The sequence below is a fragment of the Haloarcula limicola genome, from assembly GCF_010119205.1.
Lineage (GTDB): Archaea > Halobacteriota > Halobacteria > Halobacteriales > Haloarculaceae > Haloarcula > Haloarcula limicola.
On the sequence record NZ_WRXM01000005.1, the window covers coordinates 40650 to 64474 of the forward strand.

19 protein-coding genes are annotated in these 23825 nt (G+C 66.1%); 10 read left to right on the plus strand and 9 right to left on the minus strand.

The window, feature by feature from the left end; all coding sequences use genetic code 11:
- Positions 1-187: 187 nt before the first annotated feature.
- The 5 genes from GO488_RS18435 (at position 188) to GO488_RS18455 (ending at position 9460) form a co-directional block, all read left to right on the plus strand.
- A complete protein-coding gene (locus tag GO488_RS18435; protein ID WP_162319447.1) occupies positions 188-2764 on the plus strand; it encodes an FAD-dependent oxidoreductase in 2577 nt (858 codons plus the stop codon).
- Between the two features lie 191 nt (positions 2765-2955).
- On the plus strand, positions 2956-5508 hold the full coding sequence (locus tag GO488_RS18440) for a GcvT family protein (protein ID WP_162319322.1): 2553 nt from the start codon (positions 2956-2958) through the stop codon (positions 5506-5508).
- Between the two features lie 33 nt (positions 5509-5541).
- Positions 5542-6789 (plus strand): threonine ammonia-lyase, encoded by a 1248-nt coding sequence (ilvA, locus tag GO488_RS18445; protein ID WP_162319323.1) that lies wholly within the window; start codon positions 5542-5544, stop codon positions 6787-6789.
- A 91-nt stretch (positions 6790-6880) separates the two neighbouring features.
- A complete protein-coding gene (locus GO488_RS18450; protein WP_162319324.1) occupies positions 6881-7324 on the plus strand; it encodes a universal stress protein in 444 nt (147 codons plus the stop codon).
- 357 nt (positions 7325-7681) lie between these two features.
- Entirely contained in the window at positions 7682-9460 is a 1779-nt protein-coding gene (locus tag GO488_RS18455) for a BCCT family transporter (RefSeq protein ID WP_162319325.1), read from the plus strand.
- A gap of 51 nt (positions 9461-9511) precedes the next feature.
- On the opposite strand, the gene GO488_RS18460 is transcribed toward GO488_RS18455, so the two are convergent.
- On the minus strand, positions 9512-10111 hold the full coding sequence (locus GO488_RS18460) for a hypothetical protein (RefSeq protein ID WP_162319326.1): 600 nt from the start codon (positions 10109-10111) through the stop codon (positions 9512-9514).
- A 252-nt stretch (positions 10112-10363) separates the two neighbouring features.
- Between GO488_RS18460 and GO488_RS18465 the strand changes: the two genes are divergently transcribed.
- Positions 10364-10534, plus strand: a complete 171-nt coding sequence (locus tag GO488_RS18465; RefSeq protein ID WP_162319288.1) for a hypothetical protein — start codon at positions 10364-10366, stop codon at positions 10532-10534.
- A 57-nt stretch (positions 10535-10591) separates the two neighbouring features.
- A complete protein-coding gene (locus GO488_RS18470) occupies positions 10592-11185 on the plus strand; it encodes a cyclodeaminase/cyclohydrolase family protein (RefSeq protein ID WP_162319327.1) in 594 nt (197 codons plus the stop codon).
- A gap of 49 nt (positions 11186-11234) precedes the next feature.
- Here the strand turns inward: GO488_RS18470 and folP are convergent, their stop codons facing one another.
- Complete coding sequence (gene folP / locus GO488_RS18475; protein WP_162319328.1) at positions 11235-13622, minus strand: dihydropteroate synthase; 2388 nt, start codon at positions 13620-13622, stop codon at positions 11235-11237.
- A gap of 78 nt (positions 13623-13700) precedes the next feature.
- Here folP and GO488_RS18480 point away from each other — a divergent pair, with 78 nt between their 5' ends.
- Positions 13701-14903, plus strand: a complete 1203-nt coding sequence (locus tag GO488_RS18480) for an alanyl-tRNA editing protein (RefSeq protein ID WP_162319329.1) — start codon at positions 13701-13703, stop codon at positions 14901-14903.
- Positions 14904-15047: 144 nt separating this feature from the next.
- Complete coding sequence (locus GO488_RS18485; RefSeq protein ID WP_162319330.1) at positions 15048-16775, plus strand: formate--tetrahydrofolate ligase; 1728 nt, start codon at positions 15048-15050, stop codon at positions 16773-16775.
- Positions 16776-16870: 95 nt separating this feature from the next.
- On the opposite strand, the gene folE is transcribed toward GO488_RS18485, so the two are convergent.
- The 5 genes from folE to pabB all read right to left on the minus strand — a co-directional run bounded on the left by folE (position 16871) and on the right by pabB (position 20664).
- Complete coding sequence (folE, locus tag GO488_RS18490; RefSeq protein ID WP_162319331.1) at positions 16871-17512, minus strand: GTP cyclohydrolase I; 642 nt, start codon at positions 17510-17512, stop codon at positions 16871-16873.
- A gap of 61 nt (positions 17513-17573) precedes the next feature.
- On the minus strand, positions 17574-17954 hold the full coding sequence (locus tag GO488_RS18495) for a Rid family detoxifying hydrolase (RefSeq protein ID WP_162319332.1): 381 nt from the start codon (positions 17952-17954) through the stop codon (positions 17574-17576).
- Between the two features lie 94 nt (positions 17955-18048).
- Positions 18049-18462 (minus strand): EamA family transporter, encoded by a 414-nt coding sequence (locus GO488_RS18500; RefSeq protein ID WP_162319333.1) that lies wholly within the window; start codon positions 18460-18462, stop codon positions 18049-18051.
- Positions 18463-18586: 124 nt separating this feature from the next.
- Positions 18587-19159: an anthranilate synthase component II gene (locus tag GO488_RS18505; protein ID WP_162319334.1), complete on the minus strand. Its 573-nt coding sequence runs from the start codon at positions 19157-19159 to the stop codon at positions 18587-18589.
- On the minus strand, positions 19156-20664 hold the full coding sequence (pabB, locus tag GO488_RS18510) for an aminodeoxychorismate synthase, component I (protein WP_162319335.1): 1509 nt from the start codon (positions 20662-20664) through the stop codon (positions 19156-19158). Before pabB ends, GO488_RS18505 begins: the two co-directional genes overlap by 4 nt.
- Positions 20665-20965: 301 nt before the next feature.
- On the opposite strand from pabB, the gene GO488_RS18515 reads away from it, so the two are divergent.
- Positions 20966-21859, plus strand: a complete 894-nt coding sequence (locus GO488_RS18515) for a bifunctional methylenetetrahydrofolate dehydrogenase/methenyltetrahydrofolate cyclohydrolase (RefSeq protein ID WP_162319448.1) — start codon at positions 20966-20968, stop codon at positions 21857-21859.
- A 75-nt stretch (positions 21860-21934) separates the two neighbouring features.
- Here the strand turns inward: GO488_RS18515 and GO488_RS18520 are convergent, their stop codons facing one another.
- Both GO488_RS18520 and GO488_RS18525 read right to left on the minus strand, forming a co-directional pair.
- A complete protein-coding gene (locus GO488_RS18520) occupies positions 21935-22150 on the minus strand; it encodes a hypothetical protein (RefSeq protein WP_162319336.1) in 216 nt (71 codons plus the stop codon).
- Between the two features lie 323 nt (positions 22151-22473).
- Complete coding sequence (locus GO488_RS18525; RefSeq protein ID WP_206674439.1) at positions 22474-22863, minus strand: CBS domain-containing protein; 390 nt, start codon at positions 22861-22863, stop codon at positions 22474-22476.
- Positions 22864-23825: the final 962 nt, after the last annotated feature.

Genomic DNA, 23825 nt, shown 5'->3' on the forward strand with positions numbered 1-23825 from the left:
TTGTGCCGACGCGCTCGGAGCGACCCGTGAGCCCGTCGCAGCGCCCGGAACGCGCCCGTGTCAGTTGTCTCACAGGGGTATCTCTGTTATTCTCAACCTCGAAGTAACAGCTCAGGTACCTTTTGAAAAAGGGAGGGGCACCGGCGACAGCTATATCTGCCCGCCAGCGGCACGTTCGAAACAGATGATGGATACGACCGACAGCGTGCCGAACCGGGCCGACACGGTCATCGTCGGGGCCGGCATCGTCGGCTGCAATCTGGCGTACCAGTTGACGGAACTCGGGCGCGACGACGTCGTCGTCGTGGATCAGGGCCCGATGCCGACCACGGGCGGGTCGTCGACGCACGCACCGGGCATCATGTTCCAGACGGCCGAACCGAAGGAACTCAGCCAGTTCGCGAACTACAGCCGGAAGCTCTATTCGGAGCTGGAGGGGGCCGACGGCCAGCAGGCGTACAACGAGGTCGGGGGCATCGAGGTGGCCCGCAGCGAGGAGCGGATGGCGTTCCTCCAGCGCCGCGTCGAGCACGCGAAGGCCTGGGGTATCGAGGACCCGCAGCTACTCTCCCCGTCGGAGGTCACCGACCATCTCCCCCTGGTCGACGAGAGCCAAATCCTCGGCGGCTACTATTCGCCGACGGACGGTCAGGTCTCGGGAGTCGTCGCCTGCGACGCCCTGGCCCGAGAGGCGATGGACCGGGGTGCGGAGTTCGTCCCGCACACGCGCACGGAAGACATCGAGATCGAGGGCGACTCGGTCGAGCGCGTCGTCACCGAAGACGGCGCCATCGAGTGCGAGGAGGTGGTGGTGGCGACGAACATCTGGGCCCGGCAGCTGGGCGAGAAGATCGACGTACACCTGCCGGTGACGCCGGTCGAGCACCAGTACACGATGACCGAATCCCTCTCGGAGATGGAAGAGAGCGCGGTCGACATCACCGACCACCCGCTGTTCGAGAACTACGAGAACGTCTCCGGCGAGAAGGCGAAGCGGCTGCTCGTCGGTCCCGACCGTCCGATCCTCCGGGATCAGGACAACGCGATGTACTACCGGACGCACGGGGATTCCTACGGCATCGGCTCGTACAATCACGAATCCATCGTCCCGGACCCGGAGGAACTCGGCGGCAACGACCCCGACGGCGAGCAGGGGTCGGTCCACGAGTTCACCGACGTCCACATGGACACCGCGACCCACCCGGACCGCCCGCACAAGGCCCCCCGACAGGCCAGCGACGAACTGCTGCCGGCGACCGAGGGCGCGGAACTGGAACACAAGTACAACGGGATGTTCTCGGAGTCGCCCAACGGCCTCCCGATCATGGGACCGGTCCAGTCGTGCGAGGGACTGTGGACCGCGGCGGCTATCTGGGTCACCCACGCCGGCGGTGCGATGAAGGCGATGGCCGAGTGGATGGAGAACGGCGTCCCGCAGCTGGACGACGGTCCTATCGACCTCTCGCAGTGTAACGTCAACCGCTTCGACGAGCACGAGGGGAGCTGGGACTTCGCCCGCGACATCGGCGCGGAGGAGTACCGCATCGTCTACAACATCATGCATCCCAAGTGGGTGTGGACGGACAATCAGCGGGACATCCGCCGGACGCCGATGTACCACACCCACGAGGAGTACGGCGCGGAACTGTGGGCCGAAGCCGGGTGGGAGGAGCCGCAGTGGTTCGAGTCCAACGCCGACCTCGTAGAGGAGTACGGCGACCGGATCCCCGACCGCGACGGCTGGGAGGGCGTCTACTGGTCGCCCATCGAGGGGGCCGAGGCCCTGCACGTCCGCGAGAAGGTCGGACTCCACGACATGACCTCGTTCAACAAGATGGAGGTCATCGGTCAGGACGCGGGCGAGTTCCTCCAGTACCTCTGTACGAACGACATCGACCTCGACGTGGGCGGCATCCGCTACACGCTGCTGTGCAACGAGGGCGGCGGCGTCCGCGCGGACGTCACCGTCACGCGGACCGACGAGGACCGCTACCTCCTGCTGACGACCGGCCGCGAGGTCGGGAACAACCACGTCGCGTGGGTGCGCGAGCAGTCGCCCGAGGGCGTCGTGGTCAACGACGTGACCTCCAGTATGGCGGCGATGGTCTGTACCGGCCCCGACTCCCGAAAGGTGCTCTCGAAGGTGCTGGACGCGGACCTCTCGGACGACGCCTTCCCGTTCTACACGAGCCAGGAGTGCTTCGCGGAGAACGTCCCCGTCCGGGCGATGCGGCTCTCCTACGCCGGCGAACTCGGGTGGGAGCTGTACACGCCCTCCGAGTACGGCGAGCGGCTCTGGGAGATCGTCCTCGAGGCCGGCGAGGAGTACGACATCCGGCCCTACGGCAACGGCGCGCTGGACGCCCTCCGCATCGAGAAGGGATTCCGGCTGTGGGGCGAAGACCTCCACACGGAGCACAACCCCTACGAGAGCGGCCTCGGCTGGGCCGTCGATCTCGACACGGAGTTCATCGGCAAGGAGGCCGTCGCGGCCGCCGCGGAGGGCGACAACGTCGCTCACGAGGTCGCCTGTCTCACGTTGGACGACGAGGACGCGGCCATCCTCGACGACCGGCCGGTCTTCGCTCCGGGCTCGGACGAGGCGCTGGGCTACGTCCACAGCGCCGAGTACGGCTACGCCACCGGTGCCTGCGTCGCCTACACCTATCTCCCGCCGGAGTACGCCGACCCCGGGACCGACCTGGAAGTCCTCTTCGAGGGCGATCGGTACGCCGCGACGGTCCGCGAGGAACCGCTCGTCTGAGTCGAACGGGCGTTCGTATCTCTCCCCTGTCACTCTGAGGTTCGCTGTGACGGCGGCGACGTCGCGCCGAGGACTGACCCATTTTCCCAATTTATTGCCGATGCCGGCCGTGTACGGCCGATTCTTCGTTCCGCTCGCTCACCTCACCGGTGTATTTAAGATTGTGACAGAAGCAGTTCGGAGTGAGAGATATGAGTGCGAACGAGCCACCAGCACGGACCGACACCGTCGTCATCGGCGCGGGGGCCGTCGGCTGTAGCGTCGCCTACCATCTAACCGAACTCGGAGCCGAGGACGTGACCGTCATCGACCAGGGCCCCCTCCCGGTGACCGGCGGGTCGTCGGTCCACGCGCCGGGCATCATGTTCCAGACGTCGCCGTCGAAGATACAGACGAAGGCGGCCCACTACACGAGCCGACTCCTGTCGGACGCCGGCGTCTACGACGAAGTGGGCGGCATCGAACTCGCCCGCAGCGAGGAGCGGATGGACTTCCTCCGACGCCGTAAGGAGTGGGCGACCTCCTACGGCCTCCCCGACCCGCAGTTACTCACGCCCGAGGAGGTGACCGACCACCTCCCGATGGTCGACGAAGACGAGATACTCGGTGGGTACTACTCGCCGACCGACGGCCGCGTCGACGGCATCGGTGCCCTCCAGTGGTACATGGACAACTCTACCGCGGATTTCTACGGCGACACCGAAGTGACCGACCTCGACGTCGAGGGCGGAGAGATACGCGCTGTCGTCACCGACCAGGGTCGCATCGAGTGCGACCGCTGCGTGCTGGCGACGAACAACTGGGGGTACAAGACCGGCCAGCTGGCGGGACTGGATCTCCCCATCGCGCCCGTCGAGCACCAGTACGTCGTCACCGAACCGATGGACGAACTCGCCGGCGAGGAGAGTGCCGTCGGCGACAACACGACGGGTCTGGACGTGCCCGGCGACAGAGATATCCCGGAGTACATGAGCGAGGGCCCGAACCGAGCGGTCGGCCGCGACCAGGACCACTCGCTGTACTTCCGGACCCACGGGAACGCCCTCGGGATGGGATCGTACAACCACGAGACGCTCTCGGTCGACCCCGACGCGATGGGCACGAACAGCGAGGAGCGGCAGGCGTCGGTGCGGGGGTTCACCGAAGAACACTGGGAGACGCCGACGCACCGCAACCGCGACAAGTCGGCGAAACAGGCCTTCGACGAACTGTTACCGGCCACCGAGGATCAGGAGTACGCCGTCACCGAGAACGGCATCTTCGTGTTCACGCCCGACGGGATGCCTGCCGTCGGACCGACCGCGGCGGTCGACGGCCTCTGGACCGGGCTCGCGATCTGGTGGACCCACTCCGGCGGCTACGGCCGCATCCTCGCGGAGTGGATGGAGAACGGCGTCCCGCGACTCCCCTCGGGACCGGTCGATACCGGCGGCATCCACGTCCGGCGGTTCGAGCCCCACGCCGGCGAGAAGGAGTTCTTCGTCGACCGCGGGGCCAAGCGCTACGAGCAGGTGTACAGCATCGTCGAACCGCGCTGGCAACCGGACGACCACCGCAAACTCCGGACGAGTCCGTTCTATCACCAGCAGAAGGAACTGGGCGCGGAGTTCTACCAGAGCGGTGGCTGGGAATCCCCGCAGTACTACGAGTCCAACGCCGACCTCGTCGAGCGCTACGAGGACCAGATACCCGAACAGGACGGCTGGCAGAACATCAACCGCTCGCCGATCGAAGCCGCCGAACACCTGCACACCCGCGAGAAGGTGTCGATGTTCGACATGACCACCTTCAGCTCCATCATGGTCGAGGGGAGCGACGCCGAGTCGTTCCTCCAGCGGGTCTGTAGTAACGACGTGGAGATCGACGTCGGGCAGGTGCGGTACTCGCTCCTGCTGAACGAGGGCGGCGGCATCCTCGCGGACGTGACCGTCGTCCGGCTGGACGACGACGAGTACATGGTCACCACCGGCGGCGGCAACTCGCCGCAGATTCACGGCAACTGGCTGAAGGAACACGCCCCCGAGACCGTCTCGGTCACCGTCGAGGAGGGCGGCAAGACGACCATCGGGCTCTGGGGGCCGAAATCGCGGCTCCTGCTCCAGCGCTGTACCGACGCCGACGTCACCAACAGCGGCTTCCCGTACTTCCGGGCCAAGCAGATCTACGTCGGTGAAGTGCCGGTCATCGCCCTACGGGTGTCCTACGTCGGCGAACTCGGCTGGGAGCTGTGGGCACCGGCGGAGTACGGCCAGAAGCTCTGGGAGACGCTCTGGGAGGAAGGCCAGGACCTCGACGTGCGGCCGATGGGCGGCGGCGCGCTGAGTTCGATGCGCTTGGAGAAGGGGTATCGGCTCTGGGGGACCGACATCGACACGGACTCGAACCCGCTCGAGGCCGGCCTGCCGTTCGCTCTGGACATGGAGACCGACTTCGTCGGGAAGGAGGCGCTCGAAGACGCCAAAGCGGACGGCATCGACAACCGGATTACGCCCCTGACGCTCGACGACTCGACGGACATCCTGCTGAGCGGCCGCCCGGTCCTCAAAGACGGGGAGGCCATCGGCTACGTGCAGGCCGCCGACTTCGGCTATACCATCGGGGAGTCTATCGCTTACACGTACGTCCCGGACGAGTACGCAGAAGCCGGGACGTCGGTCCAGGTCCAGTGCGAGGGCGAGACGTACGACGCGACGATTCGGGACGAGCCGCTGTTCGACCCGGGCCGAGACAAGATCATCCGCTGACCGTCGTCATCGAACCACGATCACCACCAACCAATGACAACGACTGAATCAGACGAACTCCCGGTCACCTACGCCGCCATCGAACGCGCCCGCGAACGCCTCGACGACGACACCGTCGTCAAGCAGACGCCGGTCGAGCGGAGCTCGTCGCTCGATACGTTTGTCGGCGGCGAGGTGTACCTCAAGATGGAACACCTCCAGTGGACCGGGTCGTTCAAGACCAGAGGCGCGTACAACAAGATTTCACAGGACGTGGCCGACGGCGTCGAGGAGTTCGTCGCCGCCAGCGCGGGCAACCACGCCCAGGGCGTCGCGCTGGCCGCCACGAAATGCGGGGCCGACTCGACGATCTTCATGCCGGAGAACGCCCCGCAGACGAAGGTCGACGCGACCCGAGGCTACGGCGCGACCGTCGAGCTCGTCGGCCGGGACTTCCAGGAGACGATGGCCCGCGCACAGGAGGCCGTCGAGGGCACCGACGCCGAGTTCGTCCACGCCTACGACGACGTCGATATCATCGCCGGACAGGGGACGCTGGGCACGGAGATGTATCACGACCTCCCGGATATGGACACGGTGATCGTCCCCATCGGCGGCGGCGGCCTCATCAGCGGTATCTCGACGGCCATCAAACACCTCTCGCCGGAGACCCGCATTATCGGCGTGCAGGCGACCGGTGCCGAGACCGTTCACGAGAGCCTCGATAAAGGAATGCCAGTGACGCTGGACGAAGTCGAGACCATCGCCGACGGTATCGCCACCGGCGGCATCTCCGAGACTACCCTCCGGATCATCGAAGCGAACGTCGACGAAGTGGTGACCGTTACGGACACCGAAATCGCACAGGCGATTCTCGTCCTGATGGAGCGAGCGAAACAGGTCGTCGAGGGGGCCGGTGCCGCCTCTGTCGCCGCCGTCCTCAGCGACGACGTGGACGTCAGCGGCGAGACGGTGATGCCGCTGCTCTGTGGCGGCAACCTCGACATGACCCAGTTACAGGAGGTGCTCATCCACGCGATGACCGAGCGCCAACAGCTCCTTCGGCTACGGGTCCGTATCGACGACCGCGTCGGCGTGATGAAGGAGATCTCCGGAATCATCGCGGATTTGGGAGCGAATATTCACGACGTACGCCACGAGCGCTCCGTCGACGACCTAGATATCGGCGAGGCGTATCTCGTGTTCAACGTCGAGACCAGCGGGGCCGAACACGCCGAAGCCATCGTCGCCGCGATCCGAGACGCCGACTACCCGGTCGACAATATCGCTCGGAAGGTCTGATACGGTCCGGTCGCAAACGGCCGATTCGTCTGTACGCTCCGAGGGAAAATTATTTGACAGAAGTCGCCGAAATCAGTGTTGGGTGTTCACAATGTACGAGCATATCCTGATACCCTTCGACGGGAGCGACGAGGCACGGAAGGGGGCACGACACGCTATCGAACTGGCGGCCGAACTCGGTTCGACGGCCCACGGCCTCTACGTCATCGATCTCCCCGGAGTCCCTCGGGCCATGTCACTTCGGGACGACGAAGAGGACCTCCGGGAGGAGTACCAGGCCTACGGCGAGGAGGTGCTGTCGGAACTGGGCGACATCGCGGCGGACCACGGCGTGGAGTACGAGTGGACGATACGGAGCGGGACGCCAAGCGAGGAGATCGTCGACTACGCCGACGAGGACGGGATGGACGTGATCGTACTGGGGTCGGCCTACCGCGGCAAACTCGGGAACCTGCTGGGCGGGACTACGGATAAAGTCGTCCGGAGCGCAACCGTCCCTGTTATCACCGAGCGAATGGCAATGGACGAAGTGTAATCGTGGTACGAGCATCCGAACGATCTGTTCTGGAACCACAACGTATCAGCAGATTTTCAGAATCGCTATCGAGACGGGCCGATTCGGCTCTGACGTGACTATAGAGTGAAGTTTTATTATAGTCCAATCAAATCATGTGTATGAGGTTGTGTAACACGCAATATTCGATTCATCACTCATCCGCGGCGACGAGAACGCTGACCCGCCAGACGGGGTGTACGGGCCACCAAGTAGGGTTCAACCGAACACGAACGACGGACACACGCTCCGATGCATCGGACGAATCACGAGCTGCCAACAACGACCATATGATACAACGCGGCCACTCAGCGGACGTTCGAACGAAGGGGGTACCGTATGTCAAGAAGTGATGATACCACCGGCGAGATGTCGGACGGGCTGCAGGTGGAGCTGTTCCACCCCGAGTCCGACCGGGAGCCGGGCGATACGAACATCCAGAGATTGGGATTCGACGTGCATCCGGTCGTGTTCCCGGTGGCGCTGCTCCTCATCGCGGCGTTCATCGCCCTGACGCTGTTGGGACCGGTGGTCGGTCTCGACGTCTCGGGGGCGTACACCTGGTTGTTCAACGCGATCGGGAACACCTTCGGGTGGTTCTACCTGCTGGCAGTGAACATCTTCATCGTCGTCCTACTGTTCTTCGCGTTCAGCAAGTACGGCAAGATCAAGATCGGCGGCGTCAAAGCCGAGAAGGAGTTCAGCGACTTCTCGTGGATGGCGATGCTGTTCAGCGCCGGTATGGGCATCGGTCTCATGTTCTTCAGCGTCACCGAGCCGATGTTCTACTTCAACACGCCGCCGGATTACTTCGGCGTCGAAGCCGGGACGGGGTCGGCAGCCGCCGCCGCGATGGCGCAGACGTTCTTCCACTGGGGGTTCCACCCGTGGGCCATCTACGGCCTCGTCGGTCTCGGTCTCGCGTTCTTCTCGTTCAACCGCGGCCTGCCGCTCACGTTCCGATCGATATTCTGGCCCCTGCTGGGCGATCGGATATACGGCTGGCCGGGCCACGTGATCGACCTCGTAACCGTGTTCGCGACGCTGTTCGGCCTATCGACGTCGCTGGGACTGGGCGTCGCACAGGTCAACAGCGGCCTCAACTACGTGTTCGGCAGCGAGATGCTCGGCGTTGCAGCCATTCCGAACACCCAGTTCTCGCGAGTACTACTCATCGCCGGTATCACCCTCATCGCCACGGCGTCGGTGGCGGCCGGCCTCCAGGGCGGAATCAAGCGTCTGAGCACGCTCAATCTGTACCTGATGTTCGCGCTGCTCGGGTTCCTCATGTTGGTGGGCCCAACTGTGTTCATCCTCGGGACGTGGGTCGAGGGACTCGGCCTCTACTTCCAGAATATCCTCGGTCTTAGCCTCTTCACGGGCACGCTCGCTCCGGCGTCGAACGGGACGCCGACGGCGTGGACGGTGTTCTACTGGGGTTGGTGGATCGCGTGGTCACCGTTCGTCGGGATGTTCATCGCGCGCATCTCGAAGGGGCGGTCCATCCGGGAGTTCGTGCTGGGCGTGCTGTTCCTCCCGTCGCTGTTCTCGACCATCTGGCTGTCCACCTTCGGCGGCAGTGCGCTGAACAGCGCCTTAGGTGGCGGTGCCGTCCAGGCGCAGTACACCGAGCTGAGCTACGCCGCCTTCGAGACCCTCGGGATGTTCATCATGCTGAATCAGTACCCGCTCGCAGCCGTGTCGGGGCTGCTCGCGACGCTGCTCGTCGTCACCTTCTTCGTCACGTCCTCCGACTCCGGGTCGCTGGTCGTCGACCACTTGACCTCGGGTGGCAAGCACGACGTGCCGAAGGTCCAGCGCATCTTCTGGGCGCTCGTAGAGGGGCTCGTCGCCGCGCTGCTGCTCATCGGCGGCGGACTGACCGCGCTCCAGACGGCCGCCATCACCACCGGACTTCCGTTCGCGGCGATCCTGTGTCTGATGTGTTACACGACCTATCTGGGACTCAGCAACGAGTACCAGATTCTCGAATCCGAGGAGTTCGCGGAGACCATCCAGGACCTCTCGGACAGGGGAGACGTCGACGTCGTCACGTCCGGTGACGAGATGGTGACGAACATCAACGAGCGGGACGAATCGGCAAGCGGGACCGATTGACTGACGCGGGAGCACGGTCTTTTTCTCCGGTCGCCCGCCGACCGGCGACGGCTACCGCTCGACGTCGACCGAGCGCTCGGCGTGGTACCAGAGGCGCGTCGCCCCGCCGATGCCGAACGCCGCGAGGACGACCCAGACGGCGAGCCCACCGATCACCGGGAGGACCAGCCAGCCGATAGCGCTGAGCCCCGCCCCGACGACGAGCCCGTAAACCGGTCTGTGGTGGCCCCAGAGGTCGGTGACGAGCGTGCCGACCACGAGGAACCCGAAGCCGGTCAACAGCATGATCGCGGCGAGTATGCAGACGACAGCGAGCCGGCCGAGCAGCGTGTCCGCGACGCCGACGCGACCCAGTTGGCTGATCCCGTAGAGCCCGACGGCGAGCACGATGAGATACGCCATCAGCCCGTAGAAGACGGCTACTCCCGGGCGGTCCACGAGGGCGTCCAGGGAGCGGTCGACGAACCCCTCGTGTCGATAGAGGACGGCCCCGCCGAACAGTAACACGAGCGCGAACGAACCGACTGCCCGAACCGCCCCCGACGTGCCGGTGACGACTGGGAGCCCTGACGACTGTCCGGCGACCACCCCCGGGACGATGGCCAGCAGCGACAGTCCCGCGGTCAGACGACGGCTGACACTAGATATCACGTCTCGGTGTTTCGGTCGATACGGGGAAAAGCTATCGCCGGCGTTGTGGCGTCTGTGCGCCGCAGACGGCTCGTATATGACCGTTCCCGTCCCCGGAACCGGATGACGCAGGACTAGCGACGCCCCGCGTCTACCGCCTCTCAGGGGCGGTCCGCACGCGATGTCGATACCATCGGGAGCCCGCGCAGTTCTACCGGAGCCGGTGAAATCCACAAACTATTCACCGTAGGACTCGTTTATCAGGCCGAGACGATGGTCGAACTGATTCCGACGGGGCTGGCGCTGCTGGCCGCCGGACTGATGCTCGCCGGGCTCGTCGCCATGACCGTCGGGAACCTGCGGGCGGCCGGGTTCAGCTTCCTGAGCGCCAGTCTGGTCATCTACCTCCGGGAGACCCGCTACCGCCAGCCGGCCGCGAAATAGGGTGCTCGCGTCGGCGGTGGCGAAAAGGCTTACTCGGCGGCGCGACCAGCCACGGACATGTCCGACGACCGCATCGCCGACCGAACCATCGACTCGTTCCTCTCGGGAGTCGCCGCTTCGGCGGTCGCTCCGAGCGCGGGCGCTGTCGCCGCCGTGACCGGCTCGATGGGCGCCGCCCTCTGTGAGATGGTCGCCATCCACACGAGCGAGCCCACGGCGTCGCTGACCGACGCTCGGCACGACCTCGCGGCCGACCGGGAGCAGTTACTCGAGCTGGCTGACGCGGACGCCGCCGCCGTCGATACCGTTCAGACGGCCTTCGAGGACGGGTCCGAAACGGACTACCCGCAGGCGGCGCTCCAGCGAGCCACGACGGTACCGTTACGAATCGCGGAAGCCTGTGCGACCGTCGCCGAACACGCCGTCGCCGTCGCCGAGGAGGGGACTCGGAACGCGGTGGTCGACGTGGCCGTGGGGGCGCGGATCGCGCGGACCGCGCTGGCGTCGGCCGCGACTATCGTCCGGGAGAACCTCGACCTCATCGACGACGAATCGTTCGTTGCGGACGCGCGGCGGCGGCTCGACGACGCCGAAGAAGCGGCCGATACGGCGCTCACGGCGGTCGCGGCGGGTACCGGAATCGAGGGATAGCGGGTACGCATGCGGCCGTCCCCGTGGGGAACACGAACTGTCGGTTCTCCTACGTATCGGTGGTCGCACCGACGGTCCGGACCGCCGCCGCGTTCTCCGCTACGTCGTGGACGCGAACCACGTCGGCCCCGCGCTCGGCCGCCATCGCGGTTACCGCGAGCGTCGGCGAGAGTCGGTCGTCGCCCGCGCGGTCGATGCGCTCGAACATCGACTTTCTGGAGTGGCCGACCATCACGTGACAGCCAAGCGCGGCGAACTCCGGGAGCCGGTCGACCAGCTCGAACGATTCGGCGGCGTCCTTTCCGAACCCACAACCGGGGTCGACGATTATCTGTTCCCGGTCGATGCCGGCCCGCTGGGCCAGCAGGACCTGCTCGCAGAGGTCCCGCATCACGTCGTCTACCACGTCGTCGTAGGTCCGCGAGCAGTCGGGGTCGACTGGCGCGGAGAGGCTGTGCATCAACACGAGGGAGGCGTCGTGGTCGGCGACGACGAACCGCATCTCCGGGTCCGAGAGCCCGGACACGTCGTTGACGATGTCCGCGCCGGCCGCCAACGCCGCGTCCGCGACGACGGCCTTCCGCGTATCGACGGAGATCGGCACGTCGAGCTCGGCGAGCGCTTCGACGACGGGGACGACGCGCTCGATCTCCCGCTCCGCCGACACCGGTTCGGCGCCCGGGCGGGTGCTCTCGCCCCCTACGTCGACGATGTCGGCCCCGTTCGCGACCATCTCCTCCGCCCGTCGGACGGCCGCGTCGAAGCCGTCGTGCTCGCCGCCGTCGTGGAAGCTGTCGGGCGTGACGTTCAGGATGCCCATCACCGCCGTCTCATCGGCGTCGAAGGGACCCGTCGACTCGTCGAGCGCGTCCCGGAGACGGCCGGCGACGTGTGCCAGGCCGAGGCCGTCCGCTTCGATCGCGTCGGCGAGTCCCCGCAACTGCGACACCGTCCCCGAGAGGACCGTCGCCACGAACTTCCCGGGCGCGCCCGTCGCCGACCGATGGCAGTCGCCGCCGAGAGCCGTCAGGCGTTCGGCGACCCGCTCGGCTTGCTCGGGTCGGAGGTACGTCGTCAGGACGTGGTGGTCCACGTCGCCGGCGGTCGTCTCGGCGAACGTCGCGCCGCCGAGCGCGCCCCGTTCGCTTGGCGGTCGACCGTGGTCTCTCGGGACGAGAAGGCGCGTCCACCGGTCCCGCGCCTCGGCGACGGCGTACAGCGATCCGGCGACGAGGACCGCGTCGCTCTCGCTGGCGTCCGAGAGCGCGCGCTGGACGGCTTCCGAGACGGATTCGATCCGTTCGGTGGTCGTCGCGTGACCGTCGAAGGCGGCGGCGAGCGTCTCGACGTCCGCTGCCCGGTCGACTCCGGGCCGAGCGAGATAGGCGGTCTCGACCGCCGGCAGCGCGGCGGCCATCTCGTCGTGGTCCTTGTCCGACATCGCCCCGAACACCAGCCGCAGGTCGTCGTACTCGAAGCGGTCGAGCACGTCGCGGAGCGTCGCCATCGCACCGGGGTTGTGGGAGCCATCGAGCACGGTCAGCGGGTCGGTGTCGACGATCTCGAACCGGCCGGGAATCGTCGCCTTCCGGAGCCCCGCCGCGATCCGTCCGACGTCGACGTCGGCGACCTGTCGGGCGAGCGCCGCGGCGACGCCGGCGTTGGTCGCCTGGTGTTCGCCGAGCAGCTGCAGGTGCGTCTCCAACGCCCAGTCGGGGCCGGTGATGGAGACGTCGCTCTCGACGTCCGAGCGCATCCCGTTCTCGACCGCCACTACGTCCGCCTCGCTCGGTCCGGCGGTGATCACGTCCGTCTGTGTGCGGATCGCATCGAGCGCGTCACCGGTCGCGCCGGTCACCAGCGGCGCGTCGGTCGGCGCGACCTGTGCCTTGTCGCGGGCGATCTCCTCGACGGTGTCCCCGAGGAGGTCCGTGTGCTCTAAGCTGACGCTCGTGACGGCGCTGGCGACCGGGTCGACGGCGCTGGTCGCGTCGTATCGCCCGCCGATGCCCACTTCCAGAATCGCGACGTCGACGCCCTCGCGGCCGAAATGGTCGAGCGCCAGCGCCGTCACCACCTCGAAGTGGGTGGGCGCGTCATCGTCGGCCCGGAGGCGGTCGAGACACGGGTCGATGCGGTCGACGAACGAGACGACGCGGGATTTCGGCACCGGATCGCCGTTGACGCGGACCTGTTCGCGGAAGCCGTTGAGGGCGGGAGAGGTGAACACGCCGACGTCGAGGCCCGCCGTCCGGAGCACCGACTCGAGCATCCGACACGTGCTTCCCTTCCCGTTCGAGCCGGCTACCTGCACGCAGTCCATTCCCGCTTGCGGCTCCCCGAGGTGAGAGAGCATCCGCGCCGTCGTCTCGGTTCCCAGCTTCGGCCGACGGCGCTGTAGGGACTGGAGCCGGTCGGCTGCCTCGTGGTACTGCATACCACATATCGGTGGTCGGACCTTGATTAAGCTGTTGCCAGCGGACCATTTATGCCGGGGCGCGCCGAGCGGTCTCACATGACCGACGACACGGGGACCCTCGCGGCCGAGCGGCCGTACGTGACGGCGTTCGAGGCGGCGGTCGCAGGCGTCGACGGGCGAGACGTGACGCTCGATCAGACGTACTTCTACCCCGAGGGCGGCGGCCAACCGGCCGACCGCGGCGCCCTCGGCGGCGTGGAAGTCGTCGACGTACAGAAGCGAGACGACGTAGTCGTCCACACGCTCGCGGCCGACCCGTCGTTCGGGGTCGGCGACACCGTCGAGGGGGAACTCGACGAGGCGTTCCGGACGTACGCCATGCGGGCGCACACGGCGAGCCACGTCGTCTACGGTGTCGGTCGGCGGCTGCTGGACGGCCACGGGTACGGCGGGTTCGACATCGGCGAGGACACCGTGCGACTGGACTTCGACGTCGAGGGCGACGCCGACGACGTGGACGCGCTCGACTTCCAACGGCGAGCCAACGAGATAGTCTGGGACGATCGACCGGTCGACTGGTACGAGATGGACGCCGACGAAGCCAGGGCCGACGACGATATCGTCTTCAACCTCCGCGACGGTGCCGACGCGGCAGAGACGGTCCGTATCGTCGAGATCGACGGTTGGGACGTCTCCGCCTGTGGCGGGACGCACGTTAGGACGACGAGCGAGCTCGGTCCGGTATCGGTGCTCGGGATCTCGAATCCGGGCGCCGACCTCCTGCGGGTCGAGTTCGCCGTCGGCCCCGCGGCCATCCGCCAGGGGGTCGAGACGCGCCGAAACGCGGCCCGCGCCGCCGAGACGCTGGACACGAGCGTCGGGGACCTCCCGGAGTGCGCCGAGAGCCTGCTGTCGGAGAACGAGGCGCTACGAGACGAACGGGACGACCTGCGGGAACGAGTACTCGACGCGCGGATAGCGAGCCTCGCGGCGGACTCGGTGGCCCGCGACGGCGAGGAGTGGGTCGTCGGCACCGTCGAGAGCGTCGGGCCGAACGCGGTGTCGGACCGCCTGCGAGCGCGTGACCTGCCCGCCGACGTGGTCGCCCTCGTCGGCCGCGACGGGGCCACGTTCGTCGTTGTCGGGACGAGCGGCGAGACGAGCGCCGACGAAGTGGTCGACGAGGTGACCGGGGAGTTCGGCGGCGGTGGCGGCGGCCAGCCGACGCTCGCACAGGGCGGCGGTCTCGACGCCGAACCGCGGGCTATCGTCGACTTCCTTCGCTCGGCCGCGGAGTGAGGACCGACTCACCGAAGCTCTTCGCATTTCGAATCCGACACGACGAGGGCCGCTCTCGGCGGCGGCTTCGGGGAAACTTATCGTATACCGCGACTGTCACCTACGCGAACATTCTTTGGGTGGGACGGGGAATCACCGTGTGAAATGTCTTCACCCGATGAGAGCCACGAGCCGATTCCGACGGACTACGACATCGCCCAGTCGACGGACATGGAACCGATATGGGAACTCGTCGAACCGTGGGGACTCGGCCTCGACGACCTCCAGTACCACGGCGAATACACGGCGAAAGTCAAGCACCACGCCATCGACCGACTCCGGGAGCAGGCCACCGACAACGAGGGGAATCTCGTCCTCGTGACCGGGATGACCCCGACGCCGAAGGGCGAGGGGAAAACCGTCACGACGGTCGGCCTCGGGCAGACCCTCAACCACCTCGGCGAGGACGCGATGATAGCCATCCGCGAACCGTCGCTCGGGCCGGTGTTCGGCGTGAAGGGCGGCGCGGCCGGCGGCGGCCGCTCGCAGGTACTGCCGATGGAGGAGATCAACCTCCACTTCACCGGCGACCTGCACGCGCTCACGTCGGCGCACAACCTCATCGCGGCGATGCTCGACGCGCGGCTCTCGCAGGGCAACGACCTCGATATCAACGTCAACGACGTCGCCTGGAAGCGCTCGCTGGACATGAACGACCGAGCGCTGCGCGAGACGGTCGTGGGGCTGGGCGGTGAGTCCGGCGGGACGCCGCGAGAAGACGGCTTCAAACTGACCGCGGCCTCGGAGCTGATGGCCGTCCTCTGTCTCGCGGAGGACCTCGGCGACCTGAAAGAGCGCATCGCACGCATCATCGTCGCCTACGGCACCGACGGCGAGCCGATAACCGTCGACGACATCGAGGCCACCGGGCCCGCGACGATGCTGCTGAAGGACGCCCTGAAGCCGAACATCGTCCAGACCGTGGAGGGGACGCCCGCGTTCGTCCACGGCGGTCCCTTCGCGAACATCGCCCACGGGACGAACTCGCTCATCGCCGACAAGGCCGCGTTCGGCATGGGCGACTACCTCGTCACTGAGGCCGGGTTCGGGTCGGACCTGGGAGCCGAGAAGTTCATGAATATCGTCTGCCGGCTGGGAGACATGACGCCCAACGCGGTCGTGCTGGTCTCCTCGGTCCGGGCGCTGCAGTACCACGGCCTCGACCAGTGGCCGGTCGACTTCGACGAGATCGAGGAATCCGGCGTCGACGCCGTCGAGGCCGGCTTCGAGAACCTCGACCGGCACGTCTCGAACCTCCAGCAGTTCGGCGTCCCGGTCGTCGTGGCGCTCAACCGCTTCCCGGACGACACCGACGACGAGGTCCAGGCGGTACTCGACCACTGTCGGGACGACCTCGGCGTGCGCGTGGCCGAGTCCGAGGTCTTCGAGAAGGGCAGCGAGGGCGGCGAAGCCCTCGGCGAGCACGTCATCAGCGCCGTCGACGAGAGCGACGAGGACGACTTCGAGTACCTCTACGACGACGAGGCCCCCATCAAGGAGAAGATAGAGACCGTCGCCACCGAGATCTACGGTGCGGACGGCGTGAAGTTCACCGGGAGCGCGCTGGACGACATCGAACGCATGGAAGATCTGGGCTTCGGTGACTACCCGGTCTGCATGTCCAAGACGTTCCACTCGTTCAGCGACGACGCGAGCAAGAAGGGCGCGCCCGAGGGCTGGGAACTGGAGATCAGCGAGGTGTACCCCTCGGCGGGTGCCGGCTTCATCGTCGCGCTCACCGCGGACGCGCTGACCATGCCCGGCCTGCCGGCTCGCCCGGCGGCCGCCGACATGGACATCGACGAGGACGGAGACATCTCCGGCCTGTTCTGACGCCGACGGCGAATCGTACGGACTACTGTCGCTATTTTTCGGACTGCCGCACGATGTCGCGGAGTCGATACGGTACCGAAATAGAGAAGTCCGTCTCAGTACCCGCCGTCGGTCGCGGCGCTCCGGCGTCGCATTGCCTGACGGAACTGTTCGCGGTCGCGGTCGGTGACGTCGCCGACCCGTTTGGTCGTCGTCGTCTCCGTCGACGCTTCGACGCCGCGCATCTGCTCGCACATGTGCGTCGCGGTCACTTCGACGAGGACGGCGCTGGCTCCCAGCTCGTCGGCCAGTCCCGTCGCGATGTCGGTGGTCAGCTCCTCCTGGGTCGTCAGCCGACGGCTCTGCCAGCGGACGTAACGGATGAGCTTCGAGAGACCGACCATCGACTCGCCGGGTCGGTACGCGACGTGAGCGACCCCGTGGAACGGCAGCAGGTGGTGCTCGCACGTGCTGTACAGCGGAATGTCCTGTTTCACGACGAGGCTGTCGGTTTCGGCCTCGAACGTCCGCATAGTCGGTTTCTCCTCGGGCCGCATCCCCTCGGTGAGCGTCTCCAACATCGCCGGCACGCGTCGGTGCCACGTGTCGTAGACCCCCGTCTCGTCGGGGTCGCGCCCCACGGCTTCGAGGAGGAGGCGAGCGCCTCGCTGTGCTTTCTGTTCGTCGAACCCGGCCATCGGACCGGTCGTCTCGCCGCTACTGTTCGAGTAGTCGGCCCGCTGTTCCTGCGAATCCATCACGTCAACCAAGCGGGACGGAGAGCATAAAACTGCTGTCGGCGCGTCCCGATCGACGGCCTCACTCCGTCGTCGCGATGGCTTCGATCTCGACCGCCGCGCCCTTGGGGACGGCCCCGGCACCGACGGCGCTGCGAGCCGGCGGGTCCTCGTCGAAGAACTCGCTGTAGGCCTCGTTGAACGCGTCGAAGTCGTCGATGTCGTCGAGATATACCGTCGTCTTCAGGACGTCGTCCAGCGAGAGGCCTTCCGACTGGAGGATCGCCTCGACGTTGCGCATGCACTGTCGGGTCTGGTCGGCCACGGACTCGTCGTCGAGCAGGTCGCCGTCCGCCGTCAGCGGCAACTGGCCGGCCGTGATGAGGAGACTACCGTCGACTGTCGCCTGACTGTACGCGCCGACCGCCGCCGGCGCATCGTCGGTACTGATGGTTCGCTTCACGGTCGTCCGTTCTCCGTGATGCGGCATAAATCCCGGGAGGGGGGTCGACTAACCCCGTCCCATCAGGCCGCTTATCAATTGTGGACGCGAGCGGTCACTGGTTGATGACGACGATCGCGGCGACGGCCAGCCCGATTCCGGCCACTTTGTTCGCCGAGAGCGGTTCGCCGAACGCGACGGTGCTGATGAGCGCCGCCGTGACGAAGTACATCCCGCCGATGGTCGAGACGACGGCCGTCGGCCCGACGGTCACGCCGATAAACGTGGACACGACGCCGACGGCGGCCGCGATACCGGCGACACCGGCGAACATGAGACCGCGGTTGGTAGTCGCCAGCGAGGCGTCGGAGACGAGGACGAACAGGCCGGTGGCGACGGCGGCCGTGGCGTAAGAGACGAACGCCACCGTCTTCGGGTCCATGCTGTTCGAGGCCACGTCGCCGGAGATTATCCAGAACCCCCACGCGATCATCGTTCCGAGGCCGAATAGGACGGCTGAAGTGTTCATCGTCGATTCATCGCAGCCGTCGTTCTTATTGTCGTCGGTACGCCCTGTCGTCGCTGTCGCGCTCGCAGTCAAGCCACGAGTCCGGCAGGACGACGGTGTCCGCGTCGAGTGTCACGCCGCGACTCTACGCGCCGGCGATGTCACGGCAGAAGTTCTCGACGATGCGCTTCCCGGCGTCCGTGAGGATGCTCTCCGGATGGAACTGCACGCCGAAGTGGGGTCGGTCGAGGTGGCGGACCCCCATCACGATACCCCGGTCGTCGTTCGTGTGGGCGGTCTCGGTCAACACCTCGGGTAGATCCGCGCGTTCGACCGCGAGCGAGTGGTACCGGCCCACTTCGAACGGGTCGTCGACGCCGTCGTACAGCTCGGTACCGTCGTGACGTACCGCCGAGGGCTTCCCGTGGACGACTTCGGGGGCGTGACCGACGGACGCTCCGTGGGCCGCACAGAGCGCCTGGTGGCCGAGACAGACGCCGAGCGTCGGATACTCCGTCTCGGCGAAGACGTCGATGGAGACGCCGGCGTCGGCCGGCGTCCCCGGGCCGGGCGAGACGACGATGCCGTCCGGGTCGAGGTCGCGGATGTCCGACACGTCGACGGCGTCGTTGCGCCGGACGGTCACCTCGTCGAAGGTCCCGACGTACTGGACGAGATTGTACGCGAAGGAGTCGTAGTTGTCGACGATGAGTATCATCGCACTTCCCCCACCGGGTCGCCGGGGCGCTCGACGGCGAAGGAACCCTGCTCGCCGAGCGCCTCGTCGACGGCCGTCACCAGCGCTCGGGCCTTGTCCAGCGTCTCCTGATACTCCCGCTCGGGCACGGAGTCGTGGACCACGCCGCCGCCGACCCGGAGCCGATACTCCCCCTCGTGGCGGACCAGCGTCCGAATAGTCATGTTCAGCGTCGCCCGGCCGTCGAAACCGAAGACGCCGATGCTCCCGGTGTAGGGACCGCGCCGGGTCCGCTCGACCTCGTCGATGATCTCCATCGTTCGGGGCTTCGGAGCACCGGTGACGGTGCCGCCGGGGAAGACCGCCGCCACGGCGTCGGCGACGCTCGCGTCGTCTCGCAACCGCCCCTCGACGAGCGAGACGAGGTGCATCACCTCCGAGTAGCGGTCGACGCGGCGGTACTCGGCCACGTCGACGGTGCCGTACTCGCTGACCTTCCCGAGGTCGTTGCGCTCGAGGTCGACCAGCATCGCGTGTTCGGCCCGCTCCTTCTCGTCAGTCGTCAGATCGCGTTCGAGGTCGGCGTCTTCGGCCGAGGTGTCACCGCGAGGACGGGTACCGGCGATGGGTTCGGTGAGCAGGCGGTCGCCATCGACGTCCAACAGGAGTTCCGGGCTGGCGCTGACGAGGTCGACGCCCGGGAACTCCAACAGCGCCGAGTACGGTGCCGGATTGACCCGTCGGAGCGCGGCGAACGTCTCGACGGGATGGACCGACGCGGGCGCTACCAGCCGGTGGGAGACGTTCGTCTGAAAGGTGTCGCCGTCGCGGACGTACCGCTGTATCTGCTCGACCCGATCGGCGTAGGCCGCCTCGCCGCACTCGCTCTCGAAGGTGGCCTGTCTCGTGGACGACGGCTGCGCCCGAACGCCGCGTTCGCCGCCGAGGGCCGACTCCGCGAGCGCCGTCGCCCGCTCGACGCCCGCCTCGTACGCCGCGACCGGCGACTCCTCGACGACGGGGCAAGCCGTGACGCGGAGTTCGGTCTCGTCCCCGCGGGGTTCCTCCCACGCGGCGACGCAGTCGAAGACGCCCAACTGGAGCCGCGGGAGCCCGTCCGAAGCCGTTGTGTCGGGTAGGTCTTCCAGCTCCCGCGCGATGTCGTACGAGAGCCAGCCGAACGCACCGCAGGGGTAGGGCACCTCGCAGTCGCCGCGAACGAGGTCCTCGCGGTCGAGCAGGGCGTCGATGGCGGCGATACTGGGGCCCGTGTCGCCACGCGGCGACGCCCGTGGTCCGACCTCCAATCGTTCGACCGGGTCGACGCCGAAGTACCCCCAGCCGGACTGCCCGCCCGTCGTCTCGAAGTAAAACCCGTCGGCGCGGTGTTCCCGAGCGCGGCGGTACGCCTCGAACGGGTCGGAGACGGTGACCCTGACTTCGACGGGGACGCGCGCCCCGACCGGGGCTGACCGCGCCGTTTCCGTGAACGATGCTTCGTCGGTGACGACCGCGATGTCCGTCATTGGATACGTTCCTCCGCGGGGACCGCTCGATCCCGCGTTTGTGGTGTGAATACACCGCAGACACGGACAAAAATCTTGTGCGACCCTCACACACGCCCGGAGACGGCGTCGATCTCGGGGCGAATCATCGGATATCCGAAGCGAACACGCTCCGGGATTTCAACGGGTGGACTATTCCCCGTCGGAGCCTATGCTCCTCGGCCCGGTGGCGGACACCAGAGCGCTCGGTATCGCGCTGACGTCCGCAGCCAGCGGGAGCGACGCGAACGGGGCGCGACACCGAGACGGCGACTACAAAACAATGACCACGATAATCGACGGCAACGAGATAGCGGACTCGATACAGACGGACGTGCGGGCGTCCGTCGAGACGCTGACCGACGCGGGCGTCCGGCCGGGACTGGCGACCGTGCTGATGAGCGAGGACGGCGCGAGCGAGACGTACGTCTCGATGAAGCAACGGGCCTGTGAGGAGCTCGGCATCGAAGGGTCCCACCATGAAATCAGTCCCGACGCGTCGGCGGACGCGCTGTTCGACCGCATCGACGAACTGAACGCGGACCCGTCGGTCCACGGCATCCTCGTGCAGATGCCCGTGCCCGACCACGTCGAGAAGCGAGCGGTGCTGGAGCGCATCGACCCCGTGAAAGACGTCGACGGCTTCCACCCGGAGAACGTCGGCCGACTCGTCGCGGGGAACGCGCGGTACAAACCTTGCACCCCCCACGGTGTCCAGAAAATCCTGGCCGCCGAAGGCATCGAGACCAGCGGGAAAGACGCGGTGGTCGTCGGCCGGTCGGACATCGTCGGCAAACCGATGGCGAACCTCCTCATCCAGTACGGCGAGGGCGGGAACGCGACGGCGACGGTGTGTCACTCCCGCACCGAGGACCTCGCCGAGAAGACCCGACAGGCGGATCTTCTCGTGGCCGCAGCCGGCGTCCCCGAGATGATAGACGGCGACATGATAAAGGAGGGCGCGACGGTCGTCGACGTGGGTATCAACCGCGTGGACGCCGACAACGAGAAGGGCTACGAGTTAGTCGGTGACGTGGAGTTCGAGAGCGCGAAGGAGCGAGCGGGCGCGATCACGCCGGTCCCCGGCGGCGTCGGACCGCTCACCATCGCTATGCTCATGTACAACACGGTCGAGGCAGCGAGCCTCCAGTCGGACGTGCCCATCGATCTGCCGTAAGCACTCCGCTCGTCGAAGTTTTCGCAGCGGTTTCCCGATGTCCGCAGAATCGTCTTGACGAACTATCGAAATAATTTACGATAGCCCCGTTCGGTACACCTCGACCGCCCCGCACTCGGGGCACAGTACCTCGACTTCGCCGGCCGTCTCGCTCGATTCCTCCACGACGTTGTGTCCCACCGCACACTGGCGGTGCATGTATACCTCGTGATCCGCGTGCTCGTCGAGCAGTAAGTCGTCCGGTTCCCCGCTGAACACGAGTCCGTGGCAGAAGTAGCATTCTCCGTTCATACACGCGGTATCGTGACCCACGATAAAATAAGTACGCCCGGGAGACCTCCGACGCGATCGGCGGGCACGACGAGGTGAGTGGTTATCGGAGAGCGTCGGTCGACCGTCGTCTATGCCGACGACTGTCGAGGGGGTTGAGGACCGAACACATCGTGTCAGATACTACATATTTAGTGTTTCGGGCGCGACGGTAATCGATCGCGGGTCGTCACTCGTCGTACGGAGATGGTACCTGATGGCTCTCGCTCTCCAGCGCCCCGCGAGACGGTGACTCGACCGGTGCTGCGACAGTCGCCGTCCGCCTCGAGATCACCGGCGTCGTGTCACAACGAGCGCTCTCCGGAGAGGTGAGCAGTGACGTCTGTGGAAGAAACCATGCCCACGTAGTCGTCCTTGACGACCGGGAGATGGTCGATGCGAAACGTCTCCATCATCGCTGCCGTCTCGTTCAGACTGAGGCCGGGCGGCACCGTCTCGACGGATTCGGTCATGACATCGGCGACGTCGAGCCGGGAGGTGTCTCTCTCCCGAGCGACGGCGTCGAGGACGTCGGTGCTCGTGACGATCGACGGCGGTGCGGTCGTCACGAGCAGCGCACCGATCTCCTTCGCTCGCATCGCTTTCGCGGCGTCGACGAGGTCAGTATCCGGTTTGATCGTCTCTAGCGGCGTCGTCATAACGTCGGCGACGACGGTTTGTTCGTGCGTCTCCATACTTCCGATGTGCGATCGCAACTGTGTTGAAACTTCTCCCGAGCGGCAGTAACAGCGATACGGGTGACGTGAAACACGCGGAGTCGTCGCTCACCGTCGACGGATCGGAGAGTGTGGTACTGTAATAGACCCAGAATGGTGCGTGGTGGAGACACGGCACCATAGTATGCCAGATGGGACCCGTTAGATTCGTTATGGACTACGACACTCACTGGGCCGCGGGTCCGGATAGACGGAAGCGCGAAGGCCATATAAAACCAGGTCGGGAAATCTGAACGGGTTTATATCGGTCGAGCGAACCGCGCGCGCCGGTTGTAATACCCCGCCGACGCGTCGTTCTCCGTCGTTTCATCACCACTTAATACCGCGTACAAATCGGTGTGAGAATTTAACCGCGAGGGGGCGGAAGCGGTCGATACGATGGAGCGTTCCACGCGTCCGGCTACCGGCCAAGCAGCATCGAGCGTCACACGGTCGACGAGTTGTCCGAAGTGCGGCACAGAACTGAAACATCGGGCGGGAACCGGCATTTGCGGTTCCTGCAACTGGGTACAGCAGTTCCCCGCGGACTGACTTGACTCGGACGGCGGCCGGAATCGATCGGGATACACGTAGAACATGTAAGCAACCCATGGACCAGTATCGCGAGGTAGCCAGGTATGAATAGATAATATCCAAGGTCCTAGTAGCTGAATCGTCCTCGTCCACCGCTCGGCCGTCATTCGCTAATTTCTCACGGATGACGAATGACGTGGTCAATATACCAGAATAAATATGTATGGTGTTTCACCGACGTACGACTGGATACCAGCATACAACAAGCTCGTTGAGTAAGAGCGGTGACGTTCTCAATAGCGGAACCCCCCCGTTCAATGAACGACTGTCTAACTGTCTCGATCGATGAACAGGCCATATGAGTCGCCGATCGCGAACTCATCATGATAGTGAGGTTTCATCTCAAG